This is a genomic window from Acetitomaculum ruminis DSM 5522 (assembly GCF_900112085.1).
GTDB lineage: Bacteria > Bacillota > Clostridia > Lachnospirales > Lachnospiraceae > Acetitomaculum > Acetitomaculum ruminis.
In genome coordinates this window covers 77,553-95,998 of sequence record NZ_FOJY01000011.1, presented here as the reverse complement: position 1 = coordinate 95,998, position 18,446 = coordinate 77,553, and the positions used below count along the sequence as shown (strand labels likewise).

Annotated in this window: 14 protein-coding genes; 13 read left to right on the top strand and 1 reads right to left on the bottom strand. The window is 33.4% G+C overall.

The window, feature by feature from the left end; all coding sequences use genetic code 11:
- The first annotated feature begins 156 nt into the window (after positions 1 to 156).
- The gene (locus tag BM153_RS08615; RefSeq protein WP_092872756.1) at positions 157 to 1,323 is read left to right on the top strand and encodes a PucR family transcriptional regulator; all 1,167 of its coding nucleotides are present in this window, start codon (positions 157 to 159) and stop codon (positions 1,321 to 1,323) included.
- 37 nt (positions 1,324 to 1,360) lie between these two features.
- Here the strand turns inward: BM153_RS08615 and BM153_RS08610 are convergent, their stop codons facing one another.
- Entirely contained in the window at positions 1,361 to 1,939 is a 579-nt protein-coding gene (locus BM153_RS08610) for a histidine phosphatase family protein (protein ID WP_092872754.1), read from the bottom strand.
- 995 nt (positions 1,940 to 2,934) lie between these two features.
- On the opposite strand from BM153_RS08610, the gene BM153_RS08605 reads away from it, so the two are divergent.
- The 12 genes from BM153_RS08605 (at position 2,935) to BM153_RS08550 (ending at position 18,444) form a co-directional block, all read left to right on the top strand.
- Entirely contained in the window at positions 2,935 to 3,651 is a 717-nt protein-coding gene (locus BM153_RS08605) for a GGDEF domain-containing protein (protein ID WP_177205624.1), read from the top strand.
- A gap of 579 nt (positions 3,652 to 4,230) precedes the next feature.
- Positions 4,231 to 5,952 carry a methyl-accepting chemotaxis protein gene (locus BM153_RS08600; protein ID WP_177205623.1) on the top strand — a complete coding sequence of 574 codons (1,722 nt, stop codon included), beginning with the start codon at positions 4,231 to 4,233 and terminating at the stop codon, positions 5,950 to 5,952.
- Positions 5,953 to 6,076: 124 nt separating this feature from the next.
- Positions 6,077 to 7,717 (top strand): GGDEF domain-containing protein, encoded by a 1,641-nt coding sequence (locus BM153_RS08595; RefSeq protein ID WP_092872748.1) that lies wholly within the window; start codon positions 6,077 to 6,079, stop codon positions 7,715 to 7,717.
- 98 nt (positions 7,718 to 7,815) lie between these two features.
- Entirely contained in the window at positions 7,816 to 8,013 is a 198-nt protein-coding gene (locus BM153_RS08590; RefSeq protein ID WP_092872746.1) for a hypothetical protein, read from the top strand.
- Positions 8,014 to 8,299: 286 nt separating this feature from the next.
- Positions 8,300 to 9,394, top strand: coding sequence for an FIST N-terminal domain-containing protein (locus BM153_RS08585; protein WP_177205622.1), 1,095 nt, complete (start codon positions 8,300 to 8,302; stop codon positions 9,392 to 9,394).
- A 21-nt stretch (positions 9,395 to 9,415) separates the two neighbouring features.
- A complete protein-coding gene (locus BM153_RS08580) occupies positions 9,416 to 10,390 on the top strand; it encodes a methyl-accepting chemotaxis protein (RefSeq protein ID WP_092872742.1) in 975 nt (324 codons plus the stop codon).
- A gap of 79 nt (positions 10,391 to 10,469) precedes the next feature.
- Positions 10,470 to 10,910, top strand: a complete 441-nt coding sequence (locus BM153_RS08575; RefSeq protein WP_092872740.1) for an Rrf2 family transcriptional regulator — start codon at positions 10,470 to 10,472, stop codon at positions 10,908 to 10,910.
- A 313-nt stretch (positions 10,911 to 11,223) separates the two neighbouring features.
- Entirely contained in the window at positions 11,224 to 12,561 is a 1,338-nt protein-coding gene (locus BM153_RS08570) for a TrkH family potassium uptake protein (protein ID WP_092872737.1), read from the top strand.
- A 30-nt stretch (positions 12,562 to 12,591) separates the two neighbouring features.
- Positions 12,592 to 13,239 carry a potassium channel family protein gene (locus tag BM153_RS08565; protein ID WP_092872735.1) on the top strand — a complete coding sequence of 216 codons (648 nt, stop codon included), beginning with the start codon at positions 12,592 to 12,594 and terminating at the stop codon, positions 13,237 to 13,239.
- A 239-nt stretch (positions 13,240 to 13,478) separates the two neighbouring features.
- Positions 13,479 to 15,293 (top strand): methyl-accepting chemotaxis protein, encoded by a 1,815-nt coding sequence (locus tag BM153_RS08560; RefSeq protein ID WP_092872733.1) that lies wholly within the window; start codon positions 13,479 to 13,481, stop codon positions 15,291 to 15,293.
- A gap of 145 nt (positions 15,294 to 15,438) precedes the next feature.
- Complete coding sequence (locus tag BM153_RS08555; RefSeq protein ID WP_092872731.1) at positions 15,439 to 17,607, top strand: bifunctional diguanylate cyclase/phosphodiesterase; 2,169 nt, start codon at positions 15,439 to 15,441, stop codon at positions 17,605 to 17,607.
- A gap of 147 nt (positions 17,608 to 17,754) precedes the next feature.
- Positions 17,755 to 18,444 (top strand): zinc metallopeptidase, encoded by a 690-nt coding sequence (locus tag BM153_RS08550; protein WP_177205621.1) that lies wholly within the window; start codon positions 17,755 to 17,757, stop codon positions 18,442 to 18,444.
- Positions 18,445 to 18,446 lie beyond the last annotated feature (2 nt).

Genomic DNA, 18,446 nt, shown 5'->3' with positions numbered 1-18,446 from the left:
AAATCTATTCAATAAGCCACAGTACACAATATAAAGATAAAAATTGTGACAGCGTCACAAAAAAATGCTAAAATAAATTTGTGTATTAAATTTTTGAAAAACACAGATAAAAAACTCGTAACTTATGATTTTTTTAGACAAAAAAGGAGAAGGATTTTGGGATTTACAGTAGAGGATATGCTTATTATTTCAAGAAAAAAATATAAGATGGAGCTGATAGCCGGAATGAGCGGCTGGGCAAACTCCATAAGCTGGCTTTTGATGGTGGAAAATACAACCATAACCAAAAGTTTTATGGGAAAAGAACTGGTTGTAACCACTGGCTTGGGTTTTGATACTACAAAAAAGATAATAGATTTGATTGATATTTTACATAAACATCATGGAGCAGGTTTAATAGTAAATACAGGCTATTATATAAAGGAAATTCCAAAAGAAGTAATAGCCTATGCTGATGAGTGCGATCTTCCATTAATGACAGTACCTTGGGAAATAAGCATGGCTGAAATGATAAAAGATTTAACCGTAAGAATTTTTTTTCAAAGCCAGACAGATGAGCAAACTTCCCAGGCCTTTATAAAAGCTTTAAAGCATCCCCAAAAACAGGAGGCTTACAGAAAGGATCTTGAAGCTTATTTTGATGTTGACGGGGTTTTTCAGGTTGCAGCTTTTACTACAAAAAACTTAGATAGCATGGATACTGTAGACAGAAGACGAATAGGATACAGACTACAGATATATTTGGAAAATATTTCCCATAACGGTCATTTTTTTTACTATAACGGATGTTTCCTACTGGTATTTAATGCAGTTTCAAATGAATCAAGGGACGAAATAATAGATGGATTTTTAAAAAGAGCCCAAATGAGAATGCCTACAGAAAAAATATTTGTAGGCCTTGGAAGTGCCGTAATGGATTTAAAAAATTTGCATATTTCCTATAAGAGGGCTGACTATGCGGTAAAATATGCAATGAATAATAAAATACAGACAGTAAATTTTGATGAACTGGGGTTAAATCGTATCCTTTATGCTGTTTCTGATGATTTATTGTTAGAGGAAATGGGAAACGAGGTTCTAAGACCTTTATTGGACTATGATAAAAAGCATGATTCACAGTTACTTGAAACCTTAAAAATGTATTTAAAATATAATGGAAGTATAGGAAAAGTTGCTCAACAAATGTATATTCATAAAAATACCATAGTATACAGAATGGCAAAGATAAGAGAAATTTTAAACTGTGATTTAGAAGATGGAGAAGAAAGACTGGGTTTTTATCTGGCAGTTTTAATTGCGCAAAAAAATGACGCAGCCCCATAATAAAGGCTACGCCAAAAAAAGAAAAGAAGGTTCTACTTTATTTGAATTCTACGGGTCTTGTAAATTTTCCATCTACTATATCCAATTTGTAGATACAGCAGTTACCAATATATTTACTCCAAAACTTTCCATAAGCTCCCGGAGTAAGAAATTCCAAAGCACCTTTCATGGCAATGGCGTGGGTGGATATTAAAACTGTTTTACCTGCGGCTTCTTTTTTAATATCATTTAAAAAATCCCCAAATCTATGATATATTGAGGCTAAATCCTCCATACCTTCAGGAACGGGATTGTGTATTAAATCCCTAAAAAAAGTGAGCATCTCTTCAGGAGGATCATCAACACTTACACCCTCATAGGGACCATAATCCATCTCTGTGATACGTTCATCTATTATGGTTTTAACATCCTCTCCGGCGATTACTTTTGCGGTTTTTTGAGCTCTTATTAAAGGGCTTGTATAAACCAAGTCAAAATGAATGCCGTTGGATCTGAAAAATTTCGCTGCCTCTTCAACCTGTTTTTCACCGGTTTCATTTAATGGAACATCACGCCGACCCTGTAGAAGTTTGGCCTTATTTGTATCAGTTTGTCCATGACGGATCAAATATATCATAACAATCGCTCCTTTCTATATTACTTTATTTATGCAATATTTTTTAGAAGTGTTGCATAAAACAAACTTATTCTCATAATATATTATCGTAAAAAATTTCTATATTTATAGTAACATAAAAAGAATTTTTTTACTTCATTTTACTAATTAAGTTTTTATAAAATAATTTAATCATTTACACAAAAATTCCTGATAATTATTTATCATTTTACTTTTATTTAGTAGAAGGAAGATAGTAATAGTGCCATAAGTAAAAAAAGAATAAACAGTTAAAGTAAATAGGCTTTAGCATGGGTTTTTTTTAATGAAAGTTTTACGATAGTATATATAGTTAAGTCTTTTTGTTATTTCTTTTATAACAGGCTTTTTTATATATTTCGATATATATTGTGAACGCAGTGTAAACAATCCCCCGCTTCAAAAGCGTAAGCTTTAAGCGGGGGTATAAGCTTACTAGTGTCAGAAGGGGTTAAAGCCCCTTCTGACAGGTGGCACAAAGTGCCACTGCGTTCATGAGGAAGTAGCAAAGCGGATTCCGAATGTCCGCTTTACAGTATTTTTAATATTCACAATTCGGGATTAATGAGAAAAATTTCGTGAGAGAATGGTGATGATGACTTATGGATAATGGTTTTAAAGAATTAAAAAATTTGTTTTTATATAAAACATCTGATGAAATAAGCAGGAGAATATATTTTGAAAACACTTATGTTATGAAAAAAATAACATTGATATTTTCAATACAGGAGATTTTTGCAGTGCTGTTTTTTTATATACAGTGCAAGATAGAAAAACTAAGCTTGCTCTCCTTTAGCTTAATACAGGCATCTATCGGCTTTGGCGTTAATTTTGGTTATTTTATCTTAAGTCATACCCTTATGACAAAGGAAAAAATTAGCCCTGTGTTAAAAAAATGCATACAGATAGCCTATTTTATGATTGTTTTAATTTGGGGTATGTATATATCATATTATCATTATGTTCGAGGAGAACAGATGAATATGTTTTATCTTGTGGTATTTGGTATTTCAAGTTTTGTTACCCTGCCTCAGGGAACCTCATTTATATCGGTGTCTCTTCCTTTCATAATATTTTATATCATATTGTTTAATGAAGATCAGGCAAGAGGCATAACGCTATTAAATTACATAGGTCTTGCCTTTATCTGCCAGCTGACCTCATTTATGAGATATCAGTTAAAGATTAAACAGTTTAGTCAGATGGTAAAGATAGAAAATATAAATGCATTATTAGGAAAAGAATCCAGAGAAGATTCCATGACGGGGCTTAGAAACAGATTTGCCTTAAAAGACGATCTTGATTGCTTTAAAGGAAAAAAAGTTTGTGTGTTAATGGCTGATATAGATTTTTTTAAACAGTTTAATGATACTTTTGGTCACAGGGTTGGAGATATTGTTATTAAGGAAATAGCAAGAACTGTAAAAGAAGTATTTGAGGGAGAATATTGCTACAGATATGGTGGCGATGAACTTATGGTTATAGTTCCTGATGCAACGCTTGTATACATGGAAGACCAGGTTGCTCTTTGGAAGAAAAAAATAAGTGAAATACATATAGAAGGTGTTGGAAGGAAACTAAGCTGCTCTCATGGATATGCCTTTGGAATGGTTTATAACATGAAAGACCTGGAAAAAATTCATGAAGAGGCTGATATAGAGCTTTATAAAGCAAAAGAAAACAGAAGCTGGTAAACTTAAAAAAATGTAAAAAATTTACAAAACGAACAATTTAAGCAATTATATGTACTAATTATTCAAAATATTGTTAGAAACTTGTCAATATATTCATTGGAATTAAAAAATTAGTAATTGCGTTTAGAACAATTTCAGAAAATTTTAATAATAATATTGCTTACTTTGGCAATTTACTTTATAATTATATAAGCGTTAGGTGAATTTATAGAAGAAGAATAAATATACACTTAAATTTTTTACCCGTAAATTTAAGGATTAAGCGCTAAACAAATAAAAGACTTTTTACACAAAAACATCATATCCTTGGATATGATGTTTTTGATTACTTAAATTCTATAAATCAATATATTTTTTGCCGATATAAGCTTTATCTGAAATTATTTGTTGGAATTAACATAACCTGAATAAAAACAGGGGGTTTTTAGGGAGGTTAAAAAATATTTATTGTGCTAATCTTTATAATTAAATATGTTATAATATTAAATTTATTTTTAGGGGGACGATATATATATTGGTAGATGAATAATAGGAATTTAGAAGGTTTTTAGTGTAAAAAAATAAGAAATGAGGTGCTTTATGGGGAAAATAGATGTATTTAAAACAAATGCTAAAGGCTTAAAGCAAATGAAGGTGTCTGAAAAATTTAATAGAGTATTTACCAGTATCAGAAGAAGAATTTTTATAATGGCTATATTGCTTGTAATAATGGCTTCAAGTGGAATATACGGCATTTATAAAATGTATAGGGGATGCTATCAGATTAATACCCTTCAAGGGGAAATTCGTATAGATATGCAGACACTTGCAAAGCGATTTCTTCTGGCATCTTTAGCTGAGGAAGATGCAGACAAGAATGAACAGATTGAAGAGTGTAAAAATAATATTGAATCAATAAAAGAGCAGGTTAAATCTTTAAAGGCAGTTTATATCGGTGATAAATCTGTTTTAGAAGCCATAGAGACAAATCTTGAAGAGTTAACAACAAAAGGGGATGCACTTATCAGCGTAATTGAAAAAGAAAATGACAGTGCGGTTATTTATGAACAATTTGAAAACACTGTAAATCCGGTTATTGTTGATGTTGTATCCCAATTAAAGGAAGTAAGAGAAACCAGTAAAACAGAGGCATTTAAAGAATATAATTTTGCCATGTGGACCAGTGTCATTGTAAGTATTATTACTTTAATGGGAGTTACCATTACAGTTATTTATCTTATTGATGCAGGAAAGACCCTTACAGCAGCGATTTTGGTACCGGTTAAGGAAATTTCAAAAGCGGCTGAGGCTATGGCAAGTGGTGAACTTGAACTTAACATAGAATATGTATCAAAGGACGAATTAGGAAAACTTGCAGCAGATTTAGACGAATCCACCAGTATTACTGAAAATATTGTAAAAGATATCAGCGAATCCCTTGAAAGAATGGCGGCAGGAGATTTTACAAGAGGAAGTAATGATCCTTCTCTTTATATTGGAGGCTATGGACCTATTGCAGTGGCCATGGAGGATATAGCTTCAAAACTGTCAGGTACTCTTATGGAAGTTAAAAATTCTTCAGAGCAGGTATTTGAAGGTGCCAGCAATATGTCAAGAGGTTCAGCAGAGTTAGCAGACGGGGCAACAGACCAGGCAGCTGCAGTTGAAGAGCTTACTGCTTCCGTAAATACAGTTACAGAACAGACACAGCTTATGGCTCAGACAGCTAAAAAAAGCAGCCAGATGGCTTATCAGGTTAAAGAAGATGCTGAAAACAGTGCACAAAAGATGCGTCTTGTAAAAGATTCCATGGAAAAAATTACTGAAGCATCCGAACAGATAAACGAAATTACAAATACCATAGAAAGTATAGCAAAACAGACTTCCCTGCTTTCTTTAAATGCATCCATAGAGGCAGCAAGAGCAGGAGAAGCCGGAAAAGGTTTTGCAGTAGTTGCAGGAGAGGTAAGTGAGCTTGCAAATCAGTCCTCTGAAGCAGCTAAAAACACCAAGGATCTTATTAATAAGACAATGAGTGAGATTGCCAATGGAAACTCGGTTGTTGAACAGACAACAGATGCCTTAAATCAGGTTGAAGAATCTGTAAGCCAGATAACGGATATGATTATTCAAACTGGAGAAATGGCAACTAATCAGGCTCGAAGCATGGAAGAAATCAATAAGGGAATAGAACAGATTTCTGATGTTGTTCAAAATAATACCGCTACAGCACAGCAATCCAGTGCAGTTTCTCAGGAACTTACAGAACAGTCTGAAAGTCTTAACCAGCTTATTGAGAAATTCAATATTGGTAATGTATAAAAATTTATTAATAAATAATTATAAAAAAACAAGTCAAAAGGGCTTGTTTTTTTATTGCCGGATAATAAAAAAAGACAGGGTTTCACTCGATATAAAAAAAGAGGGGGAGTAAAGAGGTGAAACTATGAATTATGATAATGGGAGAGATATTGGCAAAAAAAGTAAGGGCTTTAGTGTATTTAATGCCAGAGTCCGTTTGATTTATATGTTATTTATAATTGTTACTATACTTTTGAGCCTTTATGGTGCCTGCTTTAGCGGTATTTCTTTTGAGGCTTTGTATGTCAGAGAACGTCCTGAAAAAATAGAAGCCAAATCAATAAATTTAAAGGGTGAATATGTGGAATATGAGCTGGATGCAGATACAATAGAGCAAAAGGGTAAGTCAATAGGGATTTATATAAACAATTTAAAATATGAAGTTTATGCTGACAATGAAAAAATAGCATATTTGAAAAAAATAGAAAGTGTTCTTGGAAATACCTATGGCAGAAGCTGGTCAATTATAGATATACCTGCGTCTTCAAAAGAAGTGTATGTAAATATTTATACTAAAAATAAAGAGGTTTTAGATGATAAAATCGACATATTAGCCGGTGATAAGCTTAGTATTTACCAGTATATAATAAATACCTCTTTACCCAATATAATATTTGGCATCTTTTTTATAGGAATGAGCATATATTTAAAGCTACAATGGTATTTTGTAATAAGAAAATCAGGAAAGGCTGATTATATGGCATATTTTGCCACTCTGGATTTTTTGATTGGAGTATGGTTTTTATCTGTGTCAAATTATGTTCTTTTAGAGGAAAACAATAGACTCCTTGTATATTTTGTGGGGCATATGTGCATAATGGCAACTGCTTTTCCTTTTCTTATGTTTGCTAAAAGATTTTACAGAATGGAAAGCAATAATCTTCTTAAGGGGCTGATTGTGCTTTCAGTATTTGTCCCTATAGCAGCTCTTTTTTTACAGGTAACTTCAGTAATGGAACTTAGGGAATGTCTGCCTTTTATACATGTGGTATTTGTTTTGTCTATGATTTATATAAGTCTGGCTGTTATAAAAGGACTGTATCAAAAAAGACTTAGTAAAAGTATGAAAATGAGCTTGTTAGGCTTGTTTATATTCTTTATCACTTTTACTTATACCATTTTTGATTACTATTTATCAGACAGTTTTAATTTTTCACTAGCTATTTACGGAATGCTTATATACTGCCTCTTTACCTGGTTTGGAATAGCAATTGAAAATGTGGATATTCTTAAAGACAGTCATGATATTGAATTATATAAACAGCTGGCAGGAAAAGATGTGCTTACGGGGCTGGCTAACAGAAATTATTTTGAAAAATACTGTAAAGATGTTATTTCAATATCAGATAAATGCGTAGTAATATTAGACCTAAACAATTTAAAATACATTAATGATACTTATGGACATGCAAAGGGTGACTACATGATAAAAACAGCTGCCAGCATGATTAAGTATCTGTTTTCTAATAGTGGTTTTTGCTACAGAATAGGTGGAGATGAATTTTGTGTTATCCTAAACGGAATTTCTGATTTTGCTATAGAAGAAAAGATAAGACAACTTAGAATTATGGAGGATATATTCAACAAGGAAAATAAAGACATAAAAATTTATCTGGCGTTAGGTTTTGCCTTTTATGAGCCAAGAATAGATAAAAGCATTTCAGATATTATAAAAAGAGCGGATGAAGCCATGTATGAAGACAAAGAAAAAAGCAAGGCTAGGTAGGTTTACCGGATAAAATATTTTACCTGCTATGGAAAAAAGGTGTTTTTTTGTTTATAATTGTTTTTGCTTTTGCAAAATGATTAATGGAGGAAGAAAGAATGAAGATTGATAAATTCGCTCTTATAGACAAGGCGGCTTTTGGAAATGTTGAGGCAGCAGGACTTTTGGCAGAGGGATATTTAAAGGGAAAATACAATTGTGAAAAAAATCTGCAAAAGGCCTTAAAATGGGGCAGATATGCTGCAAAAAGAGGCGATGAATTAGGAAAGTACGTAGTTAAAGAAATTGAAGGATAGTTGAGCTTAAAAAACTAAAAAATATAGAAAAATATATCATACATTATAAATATTTAGTCGATTACTATAAAGAGATGATTGGAATTGTAAACAATTATCCGCCGGGACTTTTTATTTGTAAGAAAGTGACTATATTTATTTCAATTTAAAAGCAAATGTATAATTCTTTAAAAACTTTTGCTTTTCTTGATGATGACAAGTTCGTAGTGATTTTTTGGCAAATAAACTTTGGTAATAAAAATTAACTAAAAAATAATCGTCAGTTAAAGCGAAGGAGGAGTTAATTTTGCAAATTAAGATTGGATTTTCTGAAAAAGCTGATGTTAAAGCAGCTGTAGAAGAGGCAACTTCAGGTATATCGTCAGTAAAAGGATTGCTTTTTCAATGCGATCATAAAGCTATAAAGGAAGTAGCGAAACTTCTGTCGCAAAAATATCCTAAGGTTCCATTAATAGGAGCCGGTGGAGCGACTTATTATAAAACATCAGTATCTACAAAAGGTTTAATGGTGCTTGCATTTGGCTCGGATTCCGAGATAAAAGCAGGTATATTAAGACACTTATCTACAGTTCCCCTGTATGACATTGCAGATTTTTATGATGCAGCAAAAGATATTAAAGCCGGAAAAGAAAATACGGTTTGTCTGGAATACTGCACAAATAATGAGGAAAAACTGGTTTCTACAATGAATGTTGTTTTGGAGAATACAACCATTCCTTTGCTTGGGGGAACAGTTTATGGGTATCCTGAAAATACAAAACCGGTGGTTTGTTTTGATGGAAAATTATATGAGGATGCTTGTTGCTGGATTATTATAAAGAATAAATCAGGAAATATCAGAACCTATAAAGAAAACATATATGGTTTTAGAGAAGATGGAAAGTTGCACTTTGCCACGAAGGTAAATGTCGAAAAGCGTGAGCTTATCCAGTTAGATAACAGACCTATGAAAGAGGTTTATGCCCAGGAAATGGGTGTATCCAAAGAAGAAGTAGTAGGATGCGTTTTTGAGCATCCTTTAGGCAGGATAGTGGGAGATGATTTATATATTATTTCCCAGTATGAAGATGCAGCCTCCGGAGGGGTAATTACCTATAAACAGGTTAATGATAATGATTCCATAGCATTTCTTGAATTAAAAGATTATGAGAAAATCAACGAAGAAACCTTAAAACAAATCGAAAAAGAAAATTCTAAGATTTCACTTGTTTTTTCTATTAATTGCGCATTCAGACATATACTTTTTGAGGAAAAGGGCTATACAAGTCAGTTTTTGACTAATATGTCCAAACTAGGGCCTCATATCGGAGGAATGTTTGGGGGTGAACAGTATATAAAGCAACATGTTAATCAGACAATGATTTGTGCAGTCTTTGAATAATCCAAGGGGGACAAAGAAGTTATGATATTTGGAAAAAACAAAGTATTAAAGGAAGAAGTTTCAGAGGAAAAAAAATCTGAGGTTAGCATAAAAAAACAGCTTATATCTTTAAAGGAGGCAAGCAGATTTGCCTTAGAACAAAAAGAAAAGCTTCAGGGTGAGGAAGCGGTAACCATAAGTGGTATAGATACCATAAATGACTCGTTTAATCTGGTTGAGGAAAGATATAATGGAATAACAGGAAGTATTGAAAATTTTGAAGACCAGTTTAAGGCAATTGACGGTGTAGTTGGAGAATTTGAAGGAATTATACAAGAACTTATGGAGGCGGCAGATTCTTCCACCTCAGGCATGAAAAAAGTTTATGACAGTTCCAATTCTGTCCTAGAGACAGTTGAGGCTATGCAGACGGTTTTTGATGAATTTCAGCAAAGCTTTGATGATATTAAAGAAAAGGTTAATCAGATTAACGGCTTTGCCAATCAAACAAACCTTTTGGCATTAAACGCTTCTATAGAGGCGGCTCGTGCAGGAGAGGCAGGAAAGGGATTTGCCGTGGTGGCAACCCAGGTTAATAAGCTGTCTCAGGATATTAAAGATGTAGTTGCCCAGATAGATGTCAGTATGGATGAGTTAGGAGAAAATAATTCAAGACTTGTGACATCTTTGGATGAAACCAAAAGTGCCATTGATACTTCTAATAAAAATATACATGACACGGAAGAAATAATTGATTCCATAAGAACTGTTGCTGACAGGGTAAGGGATGGAAGCAGTCAGATGCAGGATGTTATTAAATCCTGTGAAAATGAAATGGATAGTGTTTCTTCAAATATTGAAGGATCTCAGAGCTTTTTTACAGATGTTTCACAAAATGTCCAGGATTTAAAAAATCAGATTACCAAAAAAGGTTATATGTTTGAAGATATGGAAAATGTTTTGGAACAGTTTTCTCCTTTAGTGGATAAGATGATTAAAGAAAATAAAAACATATAAAAGTGGATAAGATTTGACATAAAAAAGTTATCGTACTATTATTATTAACAGTTTAGGAAGGGATAATAAGGTACGTAATATGCAAATTTCAACAAAATTCACAACCGCAATGCATGTTTTAATTGCTGTAAAGTTTTTTTCAGGGAAAAAGAAAATTACCAGTGATTTCCTTGCAGGAAGCACAGGTTCAAATCCTGTAATTATTAGAAATATCATGGGACAGCTTAAGGCAGCGGGATTTATTGATATAAAAAGGGGCCCCGGAGGCATTAAGCTTCAAAAAGAACTGGATGAGATAACATTTTTGGATTTATACAAGGCGGTTGAAAACAATACTGAGGATAATATTTTCAGATTTCATGAAATTTCAAACCCGGTTTGTCCTATAGGTAAAAATATTCATAAAGTTTTAGAAAGTTCCTTACATGATATACAAGACAAATTTGAAGCAGAATTAGATAAACATTATATTAGCGAGATATATGAAAAAACTGTTAAAGCTATAAAGCTTGCAGTTTAACTTATTTGTGAAATAGATAAGGTAAATATAAATATTGGGATAAAAAATATAGTTTTAAGAATAATCTTGATATTATAAATATGATGAGCTATAATGAATGGGTGAATATTTTTTAACCTCTTAATTTAAAATTATAAAAAACGTGCCAGGGGCGGCATTGTGTAAAGCAATGCACGTCCTTATTTTTTGTGTTAAAATCTCCCCCAAAAACATTATTAATAAAAAACTTGATAAGTTTTCCATAAAGAAATAAACTATATTAGCATAATAGGAAAAATTTTAAACATATCTAATGAAATTCAGGGAGAAAAAAATGAATCCAATAAAAACATTAAAAAGAAAAATGACTTCTTTTCAGGTCATAATTATAGCTTTTGCGGGAGTTATTCTTATTGGGGCTTTGTTTCTTATGCTTCCTGTTTCCAGTAATGAAGGCGTTGTTACTTCCTTTAGCACTTCATTGTTCACATCTACATCAGCAGTATGCGTAACAGGTCTTGTTTTAAAGGATACAGCTACCTATTGGTCACATTTTGGACAATTTATAATTATAATGCTTGTTCAAATCGGAGGTCTGGGGGTAATAAGTGTTGCAGCCTTTCTGGCACTGGTAACAGGGAAAAAAATAACTTTAAGTGAGAGAAAAACTATTCAAAATGCCATATCAGCTCATCAATTTGGTGGAATGGTAAAGCTTATTAGTTTTGTATTTAAGGCAGCTTTTATCATTGAAATAACGGGATTTCTTTTATTATTACCATTTTTTTGCAAAAAATACGGTTTGGAAGGAATCTGGATGGCTTTATTTCATTCTGTTTCCGCCTTTTGCAATGCAGGATTTGATTTAATGGGAAATAAAAGCGGACATTTTACCTCGTTGACAATGTTTAAAGACAGTGTAACTGTAACTGTAGTTATATCGGGACTTATAATAGCAGGTGGTCTTGGTTTTATGACCTGGGAGGATATAGTAAAAAACAAATTGCACTTAAAAAAATACAGGATGCAAAGTAAAGTAATACTATTAATGACTCTTATTTTGGTTATTATACCTACTGTTTCGTATTTTTTTGTAGACTTTTCAAATTTACCCTTTAAAGAAAGATTTTTAATGGCATTGTTTCAGGCTGTTACTCCAAGGACAGCCGGCTTTAATACAGCAGATTTTTCCAAAATGACAAATGCCGGAATCTATTTAATGGTGGTTTTAATGCTTATAGGAGGTGCTCCTGGTTCTACTGCCGGCGGTATGAAAACCACAACAATAGCTGTATTATATGCCAATGCTTTTGCAGTTTTTAAAAGAAGGACTTATGCAGGTTTTTTTGGAAGAAGACTGGATGATAACGCCATAAAAAATGCTGCAACCCTTATATTTTTATATGTTCTTTTGGCAATGACCGGAGCACTTATTATAAGTTTTGTGGAGAATGTTTCAATGGAAGTAAGCATTTTTGAAGCAGTATCAGCTCTTGCCACTGTTGGACTCACTCTGGGAATTACTCCCTCCTTAGGGATTATTTCTCAAATAGTATTAATAATACTTATGTTTCTTGGAAGGGTTGGAGGACTTACTTTGATATATGCGGCCTTTGATAAAAAAGAACCTTTAGTAGGTAAATTACCTCTTGAACAAATAACAATCGGATAATAAATATTTTTATACAAGGAGAAAAAAGTAGTGAAATCAGTATTAATTATAGGCCTTGGAAATTTTGGAACATTAGTTGCCAGACAGATTTCAAAAATGGGCCATGAAATCATGGCAATAGATAAAGATGAGGAAAGAGTAAACAGTATAATGGAATATGTTACGGATGCTCAAATAGGAGACAGTACCAACGAGGATTTTTTAAGATCTTTGGGGATTAATAACTATGATGTATGTATAGTTACAATAGAAAATGATTTCCAAAGTTCTTTAGTAACTACAGCTACCTTAAAAGAACTGGGAGGTAAGTTTGTAATTGCCAGGGCACAAAGGGAAATTCAGGAAAAATTTCTGTTAAGAAACGGTGCTGATCAGGTGGTAAATCCGGACAAACAAATGGCAAAATGGACAGCCATAAGATATACCTCAGACCACATTTTAGACTACATACAGCTAGATGAAAATCATGGAATTTATGAAGTAAATATACCGGATCAATGGATTGGAAAAACCGTCGGCCAGATAGATATTAGAAAAAAATACGGAATTAATATTATGGGAGTTAAGGAGAAGGGAAATATGTTGCTTTCTGTTACCCCTGATACCTACCTTGGAAGTGGAAAATCTATGCTGGTTTTAGGAGAAAATAAAGCCATTCAAAAATGTTTTCACTTATAGTATTCAATTAAAACAATATCCTTTTTACCTTTAAGGTAAAGGGATATTTTTTTGCAAAAATATTTTGTGATTTGTTATAAATATTTTGATAATGTCGATAAATAGTATGGATTTAAGATATATTATTTGAATAATTTTTATCAAAAAATGGGGAATTTCTATAGTATCGTTTTTTCCATGTTGTAATTAAATCCTTGAATATAAAAAAAACAATATTGATTTTTAGGGAGGTTAGAGTTATGCAAAAGAAAAGAAAAGGCTTTAAATCAATCGGCACCCTGTTGTCTCTTATCGGGCTTTTAGCCAGTTTGATTGCAGGATTGGGAGTTGGAATTTTCTCAATTGTCAGCAATATTAACAATACTGAACAGGCGGCAGCTACCTACAGAAGCAGTCTGGAAGAGGATGTTATGAATGAATTAAAAAATGAGACTCAGGTGGCTGTGTCCATTATTGACCAATACTATCAAAAGCAGCAGGCTGGTGAAATGACTGAAAAGCAAGCTAAAAAAGCAGCTGCAGATATGGTAAGGGAATTAAGATATAATGATGGAAACGGATATTTTTGGATAGATACAGTTGAGGGTGTAAATGTAGTACTTCTTGGAAGAGATACAGAAGGACAATCCAGATGGGATGCAACGGATAAAGAGGGAAACAAGTACATTCAGATGATGATTGAAAATGGAAAACAGGATGGTGGAGGATATACCCATCTTAATTTCGCAAAGCCGAATGAAACTGAGGAACTTCCTAAGATTAACTATACAGTACTTTATGAGCCTTATCAGTGGGTTCTTGGAACCGGAGTGTGGGTAGACCAGCTTGATTTGGCAGAAAGTAATTACAGAAAAGCTTCTATTGGGGATATGCTTAGAGGAATTAATGCACAGATTATATGTCTTCTTGCTATTTTAGCTGTAGTATTTGTCCTTACGGGAATTATTGTAAAGAAAACCATAGCACCGATAGTTAATATAACAAACAAATTAGGAGACCTGTCCAAGGGAAATCTGAAAGAATTTGAAGACCAGAGTTATTTTGAAAATAAATTACTTGTCAGAAGAGATGAAATAGGAAGTATTTCAAGAGCCCTGGTACGTTTAAGAGAAAGCCTGTCAGAGCTTATGAAAAAGATTATAGAATCTGCAAAATTTATTGCTGATGAATCTGCAAATCTTTCTGAAAATGCTTCTCAAAGCGCTCAGGCTTCAGACCTTGTGGCAAATTCCATTACATCTGTGGCACAATCATGTGCTGAACAAAATGATGTAGTAGGTTTAGCAGGAGATACTACCAGAGAATTTATAGTTCAAATGGACAATTTCTCAGGTGCCATGAAGGAATCCATTGAGCAGATTAACAGTACAAATGAAGCGGCTGTTGCCGGAAAAGTAAATTCAGATGATGCTATAAAACAGATGATGATTATTGAAGAGTCAGTTTCAAAATCAGCAGAAGTTGTTGGTGGCTTAGGAGATAAGATGCAGGAAATTGGATCAATTGTAGATGTTATTTCAAATATTGCATCCCAGACAAATCTTCTTTCCCTTAATGCTTCCATTGAGGCAGCAAGAGCTGGTGAAGCCGGTAAGGGATTTGCCGTAGTTGCAACTGAGATTCAAAATCTTGCAAGTCAGTCAGACTCATCGGCAAATGAGATTTCAAAACTGATTAAGGATATTCAAATCCAGTCAGAACAAGCTGTATCAGCCATGAATGCAGGTATGGACAATGTGGAAAACGGTACTGCAGCTGTTGAAAGCTCAGGAAAGGCATTTGAACAGATTGCTGATATGATTAGGGCTATGTCTGATTCCTCAAAGGAAATGGAAAGCGTATTGGAAAAACTTGGTGATGATACCCAAAATGTTGATGGAGCATTTAAGCAGATTAAAGATCAAAGTGGTGCTATTTCAGATGAAACCCAGACTGTATCTGCTGTTTCAGAGGAACAGACGGCTTCTATGCAAGAAATTGCAACAGCAAGTGAAAGACTTAAAAAACTTGCAAAAGAATTAGAAGAAGAAACAAGTAAATTTGAGATAGATTAATTAAACATTGTACCAAAGGGGCAGCCTATATTAAAAATGTATCTGCCCTTTATTTTTTTTAGGGGTAAATATTAGAAAAACCTAAAAAATGACGAAGAATTTTTAAAGGGGAAATCAGTAATAGAAGGCAAATGAGGGAGCAGTTATGAGGAAACATGAGTTTACTGCAGAGCAAAGAAAATGTATAGAAGAGTCTTGCATACCTTTAGGGGTTTACCAGTTCTTAAACGAAAGGGTTGTGGTACTGGCAGTATCAGATGGATTATGCAATCTTTTAGGCTCGTCTAGAGAAGAAACAGTTGAACTTATGGAAAAAGATATGTATAGGGGATGTCATCCGGATGATTTGGCAAGAGTTGAAGAAGAAGCTTTGAAATTTGCCAGAAACGGGGATGAATACAATTCAATATACAGGACAAAAAACCGGGATAACAAAAGTTACAGTATAGTTCATGCCCATGGAAAAAGGATTAATTTAGAGGACGGAACAAGCATTTTGGTTACCTGGTATATAGCAGAAAAAAATTATTATCTTAATCAGGCTGAGCTGGATATTAAATTCGGCAATAGTTTTGATTGTATCCCATTTACAGAAAATATTATTACGGACAACTGTTATGATACATTAACAGGTCTTCCTAATATGTCATATTTTTTCAATCTTCTTGAAGAAGGAAGAAAAGAGTTTCGTGCTTTGGGAAAGAAAATAGCAGTACTTTACTTTGATCTTATAGGTATGAAATCTTTTAACGGAAGCTACGGCATGGAAGAAGGAGATAAGCTTTTAAGGGCTGTGGCAGGTCTTTTAAAGAGATATTACAGTGCTGAAAACTGCAGTCATTTAGGACAGGATCATTTTGCGGTTTATACTGATGCTACGATGGTAGAAGAAACCTTAAAGGACTTTTTTGAGGATTTAAAATATATAAATAATGGAAAATCCCTGTATGTAAGTGTGGGTATTTATATAGACCGTTTTGAAAAAGTAGGAGTGGGAACAGCTTGCGACAGGGCAAAAATTGCCTGTGACCAGGTGAAAAACAACTTCTTTTCTAATTATTATTATTATGACGAAAAATTAAGGGATTTATCCATAAAAAAAGACTATTTCCTTAGTAATATTGATAATGCAATAAAAGGGGAATGGCTTGAGGTATTTTTTCAACCCATTATCAGAACAGCAAGTGGCAGGGTTTGTGATGAAGAAGCCTTAGTTCGCTGGAATGACCCTGAAAAAGGAATGTTTACTCCAAATGATTTTATTCCAGTATTAGAGGATGCGAGGATAATACACCGTCTTGATCTTTATGTTGTGGATAAAGTTTTGGAATATTTAAAGGAAAAGCAAAGAATGGGAATAGAACTTGTGCCTGTTTCAGTGAACCTTTCCCGTTATGATTTTCAATTATGCGATATGGTAGATGAAATATGTAAAAGGGTTGATGCTTCGGGGTTTTCCAGAAAATTTATTAATCTTGAAATAACCGAAAGTGTAACCAGCATAAATCCTGAATATATAAGAATTCAGTTTACCCGTTTTCATGAAGAAGGCTTTAGCCTGTGGATGGATGATTTTGGAAGCGGCTACTCTTCCTTAAATGTATTAAAAGATTTTGAATTTGATTTAATGAAATTTGATATGAGATTTATGCGTTCCTTCAAGGATTCAAATAAATCAAGAATTATTCTTACCGAGCTTATACAAATGGCTAAAAAACTGGGAATTTCCACTATTACAGAAGGGGTGGAGGATGAAGAACAGTTTAGATTTGTAAGAGATATAGGATGTGAAAAAGCCCAGGGATATTATTTTGGAAAGCCAAATCCCAAAAAGAATATTTTTAATATTGATAAAGAAAAAATCAGATTTCAATTTGAAAATCCAAGGGAAACCCCTTATTATGATGCCATAAGTGTAATAGGACTAAATGATCCCAGTGTTAACAAGGGATATAGCATGGAAGTGGCAGGTTATTTTAACGCAGTTCCTATGGGAATTTTAGAAGTTAAAGACGGTAAATACTTTATCGTTCGTTATAATAAAGCATATGTGGAATTTCTTATGGAAACGGATTTTTTGGATTTGGAAATGATTAAAAATAATTATATTGTAGAATCAAAAAGAATTCCGGAGCCAAAATTTTGCGATACTATAGATAAATGTATAAAAACTGACCAGTGGGAGTCAGTGGAAAACAGTGTTGAAAATGATTATGTCATCAATTCCTTTGTAAGAAAAATCGCAACGAATCCGGAAACAGGAGCCAATGCAGTGCTATTGATGATTCTTTCCATTAGGAAACCCGGAAGATGAATAAATGATTTTAACGAAGGGAGAAATCCCTTCGTAATTTTTTGTCCGTAGATTGTGAAATATTTTTGAAAGTTTGTTAAAAGTATAGAATAAAAAATTTAATTTGTTATACTTAGACTAGAATATATTTTACAAGGAGGGATTTTTATGCCATATTTTGGTTTTTATGACTGGACTTATATTTTAGTAATAATCGGAGCTTTAATAAGTATGCTGGCATCTGCAAATGTAAGCCGTATCTTTAGAAAATACAGTAAAATCGGAAGTTTTAAGGGGATTACTGCACAGGATGCCGCATTGATGATTCTTAGAAATTCAGGAATAAATGATGTTAGAATTGAAAGAATAAGGGGAAATCTTACAGACCACTATTCTCCAGGGGAAAAGGTTTTAAGACTTTCCGACAGCGTCTATGGTTCAAGTTCCATTGCAGCCATAGGTGTTGCTGCCCATGAATGTGGTCATGCAATTCAGCACAAAGTGGGATATATTCCTTTAAGTATCAGATCCATATCAGTACCCCTTGCAAATTTCGGATCAAAATTATCCTGGCCTTTAATAGTAGCTGGATTGATATTTGGATTTACGGGAATGGCAAGGATTGGAGTAATACTTTTTCTGGCGGTGGTTTTATTTCAGCTTGTTACCCTTCCGGTGGAGTTTAATGCCTCAAGAAGAGCCTTAAGGATTCTTTCAGAAAGCAATATGCTAAATGAAGAGGAAATGTATGGTGCAAGAAGCGTTTTATTTGCAGCAGCCCTTACTTATGTGGCAGCACTTTTTACCGCTATTTTACAGCTGTTAAGACTGATAATACTTGTGGGAAGAAGAGATTAGGT

Bases quoted from the DNA above. Each gene is read 5' to 3' on its own strand.
- BM153_RS08560 (WP_092872733.1), top strand. From the start codon at position 13,479: ATGCAAAAGAAAAGAAAAGGCTTTAAATCAATCGGCACCCTGTTGTCT.
- BM153_RS08610 (WP_092872754.1), bottom strand. From the start codon at position 1,939: ATGATATATTTGATCCGTCATGGACAAACTGATACAAATAAGGCCAAA.
- BM153_RS08550 (WP_177205621.1), top strand. From the start codon at position 17,755: ATGCCATATTTTGGTTTTTATGACTGGACTTATATTTTAGTAATAATC.
- BM153_RS08575 (WP_092872740.1), top strand. From the start codon at position 10,470: ATGCAAATTTCAACAAAATTCACAACCGCAATGCATGTTTTAATTGCT.
- BM153_RS08605 (WP_177205624.1), top strand. From the start codon at position 2,935: ATGAATATGTTTTATCTTGTGGTATTTGGTATTTCAAGTTTTGTTACC.
- BM153_RS08555 (WP_092872731.1), top strand. From the start codon at position 15,439: ATGAGGAAACATGAGTTTACTGCAGAGCAAAGAAAATGTATAGAAGAG.
- BM153_RS08590 (WP_092872746.1), top strand. From the start codon at position 7,816: ATGAAGATTGATAAATTCGCTCTTATAGACAAGGCGGCTTTTGGAAAT.
- BM153_RS08570 (WP_092872737.1), top strand. From the start codon at position 11,224: ATGAATCCAATAAAAACATTAAAAAGAAAAATGACTTCTTTTCAGGTC.
- BM153_RS08595 (WP_092872748.1), top strand. From the start codon at position 6,077: ATGAATTATGATAATGGGAGAGATATTGGCAAAAAAAGTAAGGGCTTT.
- BM153_RS08600 (WP_177205623.1), top strand. From the start codon at position 4,231: ATGGGGAAAATAGATGTATTTAAAACAAATGCTAAAGGCTTAAAGCAA.
- BM153_RS08580 (WP_092872742.1), top strand. From the start codon at position 9,416: ATGATATTTGGAAAAAACAAAGTATTAAAGGAAGAAGTTTCAGAGGAA.